This window comes from Deinococcus alpinitundrae (genome assembly GCF_009982895.1).
Lineage (GTDB): Bacteria > Deinococcota > Deinococci > Deinococcales > Deinococcaceae > Deinococcus > Deinococcus alpinitundrae.
On record NZ_WXZL01000090.1, the window covers coordinates 1 to 741 of the forward strand.

Consider the following 741-nt stretch of genomic DNA (forward strand, 5'->3'; position numbering starts at 1 on the left):
CGACGAAATGAAAGCCGATCAAGGTTGAGGAGAGGCGTTCTAGATCCCGGCCCAATCGACGAAAACGTGACAACCACGCGAACGAACGCTCGACCACCCAGCGTTTTGGCAGTAGCACGAATCCTCGTGAAGCGTCCGGACGCTTCACGACGACCAACTCAATGTTGCTCTTGCGCGCGGCTTCAAGCGCGTGTTCGCCGGTGTAACCCTGATCGGCAAACACCACTTCCAGCATCCCACCGGTCAACTCCTGGGCGTTGTGGCACAGTGCCTCCACCTGCGTCCGGTCCTGTTCATTGGCGGGCGACGTGGTCAACGTCAACAGGTGACCCAGCGTATCCACCGCGAGATGGACCTTGGTGCCCTTGCGCTTCTTCGCGCCATCAAACCCGGCGCGGTGACCACTCTCCGGCGTGCTTTGCAGGGTGCGGCTGTCGATGATGATTGCCGTGGGCTCACCACCACGCTGCTGCTGAACGCGGCTGAGCAGGCGCAAGTCATGGACGGCGTTCTCAAAACACCCGGCGTCGAACCAGCGTTTCGCCTGGCTGCGAACCACCTCTGCCGGTGGAAGATCATGCGGCAGAAAGGCCCATTGCGCTCCTGTTCGACTCATCCACAACAGTGCATTGAGCACTTCCCGCAGCGGAAATTTCCGCTGCGGGGCATCCTCCGGGGTCAACGCCAGGTACGGCAGTAAGAAGTGGTACGTCTCGTCATCGACATCACTCGGGTACGCAC

General features: G+C 60.6%; 1 protein-coding gene. It reads right to left on the reverse strand.

What is annotated here, in order from left to right; genetic code table 11:
• Nucleotides 1-741 (reverse strand): IS5 family transposase (locus GUI70_RS22510; protein ID WP_161884503.1); only part of this gene is annotated, 741 nt, incomplete at both ends.